This window comes from Pontibacter sp. HJ8 (genome assembly GCF_054824225.1).
This window is the reverse complement of the sequence record NZ_JSYF01000496.1, coordinates 1-4,270: the sequence shown is the minus strand read 5'-3', so window position 1 is coordinate 4,270 and position 4,270 is coordinate 1. Positions and strand designations below refer to the sequence as shown.

4 protein-coding genes are annotated in these 4,270 nt (G+C 47.6%); all 4 read right to left on the bottom strand.

Annotated elements, in window-relative coordinates:
* Positions 1–43: 43 nt before the first annotated feature.
* Positions 44–904, bottom strand: coding sequence for a type IX secretion system ring subunit PorN/GldN (gene porN / locus OB13_RS18550; RefSeq protein ID WP_461491676.1), 861 nt, complete (start codon positions 902–904; stop codon positions 44–46).
* A 22-nt stretch (positions 905–926) separates the two neighbouring features.
* Positions 927–2,519: a type IX secretion system motor protein PorM/GldM gene (gene porM, locus OB13_RS18545; protein WP_461491675.1), complete on the bottom strand. Its 1,593-nt coding sequence runs from the start codon at positions 2,517–2,519 to the stop codon at positions 927–929.
* 52 nt (positions 2,520–2,571) lie between these two features.
* Entirely contained in the window at positions 2,572–3,372 is an 801-nt protein-coding gene (gene porL, locus OB13_RS18540) for a type IX secretion system motor protein PorL/GldL (RefSeq protein ID WP_461491674.1), read from the bottom strand.
* 74 nt (positions 3,373–3,446) lie between these two features.
* The coding region (porK, locus tag OB13_RS18535) for a T9SS ring complex lipoprotein PorK/GldK (RefSeq protein WP_461491673.1) at positions 3,447–4,270 on the bottom strand (824 nt) is incomplete at its 5' end.

Genomic DNA, 4,270 nt, shown 5'->3' with positions numbered 1-4,270 from the left:
AGGAGACTCTTTCGGGTCTCCTTTTTTGTTAAGCTTATGGTGTTTAGTAGCTCCACAGGCTGTATTCATACTCGATCAGTGCTTCAAGCGCGTCCTGAGCTGCTAACAGGCCTTTCTTACCACCACCGTAGATATCGCCCAGGCCTCTGTCGCCAGGGTTCGATATTTTTGTGATGTAGGAGCTAAATAACCACAGATCAAAAGCATCTGCCAGGTTCTTGTGCTGCGCATCATTCTGCGCATTGTACCAGATCGCTACCTCCGGGTTGTTTCGGAAGATACGTACCAGGTCACTCATCTTAAAGCTGCCGATGTTCTGCTCAAAACCTAAGGCATTAAGCGTAGATGGCACCTTCAGGCTGATGGTCTGGATATCGTGGTACATGCGGGAGCGTTTTTTGTCGAACACAACGTTCTCCTTCAACTCCAACAGGTACAGTTGCTTTGCAAAGTATTCGTTGCTTACAGGACCAGTTTGCGTTTCGGTAGCGCTCTTACCAAGTGCCTCTCCCCATGCATCCTCTTCCTCTTCTACCTCACCAAAACCTGCTGCCTTTTCTTCTTCTGTCAGACCGCCTTCTGTCTCTTTAGGAGTCATGTTGGCCAGGAATTCCTGCGTAGTCAGAGGAACGTTTACAGAATCAGTTTTATAAGCCACCAGCTCACCGCTTTTTACAGCGCTGATGATAACTTTAGTGATTTCTCTGTTCTCAGAAAACATGGGCTTGTTTTGCTTTTCACGCAAATCAATTTTACGCCATACGGTCTTCTTGAACAGAACATCTGACTCTGGAATAGGTCTTGCTGATGGATTGCTTGACTGCGTGGTAGACACTTGCTGTGCCACTGCTCCGAAAGAGAACAATATTCCAGCCGCTACACCTATTGCTTTTATAACTTTCATATTCCTTGTAAGCTTCTATTCTTTAATTAAGCGGTATTGTGAAGACGCCGTCGCCTGCAGTTTGTGCTGCAACCGGGTTGCCCTGGTAGTTCAGACGTTTTACTTCCAATACTTCTATTGTTACTCTGTCACCTTTTCCTGCTTTCGCTGCAAATCTGCTCAGGTCACCGGATGGGTTGCTGAACTCAGCCTGGTCAATTGGCTGTGAGCCTCTCACCAGGTATGCTCTCCACTTGGTTACTCTATAACGAGCTTCCTGAGGCAAAAATTGCTTGAACCCTTCATCCGCTACTGCCTGGATCTCTACAGCTCTGATGGACTGGGCAGGTAAACCTCTTTTCTGATCTACTGCTTTGCCATTCACTTTAGGCACCAGGGATGGTCTTGGTATAGGACGCACTTTGAATGTTTCCGAACCGATTGCATTGCCACCGCTGCTCACATTAAGCTTTACTTCCGTAGAAGTCGGGATGATCGTTACCTGACCTTTTTTAGAACCTTTGATGGCAGAACCACCCGAAGCACTAAAGCTTGGATCATAGACCGCACCCAGCGCAGGAACCTGTACGTTCAGTTCGTTCGCGCACTGGAAATACAGCGCCTGAACAGAAGCAGACTGTACCTGGATCACAGGCTTCGCCACGATGTACTCTTCCACGATTGGAAGTCTTTCCTGCTCACCGTTTTTGTCGATGATCACTTCACCTTTCCAGGTCTGCTTCGAGTTACCATCTGCATCGTAGTTAGAAGCTGCAGCCGTAAATTCGATCATACCTTTGCCGTTTACTACATTCACCGGCTTGCCCTGGAATGTCATGGTAGGCGTGATGGCATCCGATGAAGCAGCGATGAACATCTCTGCCTTATACTTGGTACCAGCGGCTACTGTCTTCGACTCAGCACGCGCCATGGCAAAGATCTTCTCAAACTTGATGATGTCTGCACCAACTTTCTGAGCCAGGTTCTGTAAAGCGTCAGCCTCATATTTGAGTACTTCTGCTTCTTTCTGAGAAAGCGTTGCCAATGCTGCTACCATAGGAGTAGCTTCAAAGTTGAGCTGGGCAAAGTCTTTGTTACGCTGCTCACGGTCTTTGCTGGCTACCGGATCATCCTTCCCATCTCTGGCCAGGTCCGGCATTTCAGCATTGTATTTCCGCATGAACTTCGCGTAGTTATTCAGCTTGTCCTTCAGCTCATAAGCAGCACCGTTGTTCTTGTTGGCTGCACCGATCATGTTGATGGCTACAATATCCTCAGCGCTTGGGTTTGCATAATCCTCTTCTGCGTTTCTACCGCCTGATTTCTCAACCAGCATTTCGCGCAGGCCACGGATATAGGTAATCAGCTCCGAAGTTTCTTTTCTTACTGCTTCCGCATCGGATAGTACCGTTTTATCTTTGTCTCTGTTTCCACCTTCACTGACCTTGGACTTGATATTGGTTACTACTCCGGCATTGTCCGTTATTGTTTTGTCGTTTACTTCTTTCAGACTTTCGTCAATAAACTGAAACTTTAACAGGATTGCGGAGCTCACTTGTAGGGCGAGAAGTGCGGTGAGTACCAGGTACATCATACCGATCATCTTCTGCCGTGGTGTCTCTTTTCCTCCAGCCATTTTATACTTAGATTACTGTTGTTTTCTTGTTGATTTAGGAAATGTGTCGGAATTAACCTTTCATGGCTGTCAGCATGTTACCGTACACTGTGTTCAGAGAGTGTAGGTTATGCGTTAACTTAGAAACTTCCTGCTTGAACTGCTCAGTATCTTTGCTGGCGTCCGTCAGGTTTTCCATCGCCATGCTCAGGTTACCGTAGAACTTGTTCATCGCCTTCAGGTGGTTGTTGGCATCCTGAAGCTCCATTTCGTAAACAGCATTAAGAGCACCTAAGTTTCTAGTCATGCTCTGCACCTGCTGGTGGTATTCCTGTGCGTCTACTGTTGAACCGGCCATCTGGGCAAGTGCATCTGCTGTTGTAGAGTAGGCTTGTGTGATCTTTTCAAGCTGATCACCGGCTGCTCTTACTCTTACATTGTAATCGTTGGTAGCAGCAGTTGCCTGGCTCAGGTCTGCCATTTGGGCAGTCGTTTCGCTCAGTCTGTTCAGGCCGAGGCCCAGTGTGTTTATGGTCTCAGGAGTGATATCGGCATCACGCAGCATATCATCCAGTTTCTTCGTAACAGACGTGCCACCTCCTGTAGCAGTAGCCGGGATAAGGCCTTCACCAGTGTAATCGTCCGCTAGTTGTGGATAAACCCTTGCCCAATCCGGATCGTGTGGCTGTGGCTGGAAGGCACTCAGGAAGAAGATAACGGCCTCTGTTCCCAGACCTACGATGAGCATAAAGTCAGCGCCTTCCCAGTGCTGAATTTTAAACAATGCTCCAATAATTACGACTGCAGCACCTATACCGTAAATTTTAGGCATCAACACGTCGTACAAGAAACTGCGACCTCTAGCTTTGCTCATTTTGTTTTCAAAATTTAATTGTGAACGATTGGGGTTTTATAGTATTTATTAGGGGGTAATTTACTTCTAGTTGCTTATCTGAACTCACTTCCGGAAGATCTTCCGAGGTAAATCATCGCATTACGGAAACCAACATAAGAGCGGGCTGAGTCCTGATATTCGAAGTTACGGGTACCGGTTTCCAGGAAATACGCAATGTCTTTCCAGGAACCACCTCTTACTACTTTGCGAGGCTCATTGTCATCATAATAAACTGGGTTCAAGTCCCAGGTGATCGGAACAGTTGCATCCGCATAGGCATCTTCTGTCCATTCTGCTACGTTGCCCGCCATGTCATACAGGCCAAAATCGTTCGGGAAAAACTGTGCTACAGGCGCTGTGTACGTAAAGCCATCACTGTAGTAGTCACCGCGTCCTGGCTTAAAGTTTGCAAGCAAACAGCCTTTTGCATTGCGTAGGTAAGGACCACCCCATGGATATACCGCCATGTCGCGGCCACCTCTTGCTGCATATTCCCACTCGGCTTCAGAAGGCAGACGGAATTTAGGCATTGGCGCCATACCGTTATCTGCATTCGCCTGGTTCTTGTGCTTGGTACGCCAGTCGCTGAAGTACTTTGCTGCAAACCAGTCCACCCCAACTACCGGGTATTCGTCAAAGGCCGGATGAGAGAAATAATACTCCATCAGCGGGTCGCCCATGTGGTAAGTAAAGTCACGTACCCACACGGTGGTGTCCGGATACAATTGCGTCATCACAAAATCTTCGCCCAGTACATCAAGGGAATCATTCACCATGACTTCGATAAACTGACGGTATTCGTTGTTCGTGATTTCAGTCTCATCCATATAGAAGCCGCCTATCGTCACCTGCTTGTTCAGGTTGGCCATAGTCGCTG